The sequence below is a fragment of the Shewanella sp. KT0246 genome, from assembly GCF_019654955.1.
Classification (GTDB): Bacteria; Pseudomonadota; Gammaproteobacteria; order Enterobacterales; family Shewanellaceae; genus Shewanella; species Shewanella goraebulensis.
The window spans coordinates 1-254 of sequence record NZ_BPEV01000172.1 but is presented as its reverse complement, the minus strand read 5'-3'; the positions used below and the strand labels follow the sequence as shown (position 1 = coordinate 254).

Annotated in this window: 1 pseudogene; it reads right to left on the bottom strand. The window is 35.4% G+C overall.

Going from position 1 to position 254, the window contains the following annotated elements:
* Positions 1-127: 127 nt before the first annotated feature.
* A pseudogene (locus K5Q58_RS21010) lies at positions 128-254 on the bottom strand (carbamoyl-phosphate synthase domain-containing protein); the annotation flags it as partial.

Genomic DNA, 254 nt, shown 5'->3' with positions numbered 1-254 from the left:
CAAATTCATCGATAAGATCATTAGTGAATTAATACCAAGTAATCAAAATCACATTCCATGCAACTCTATCGGCGGATAATTCAAAAACTTTACTAAGAATGAGCGATAAATTAATCAGAGCTGACAAGGTATTACCAATATGAGGGTAAGTTAAAGTTACGATCTGGCGAGAATATGACGGATCCGTTAAAATCTCTTGATAGCCTGTCATTGAAGTATTAAAAACTACTTCACCAACAGTGAGTCCATCGGCA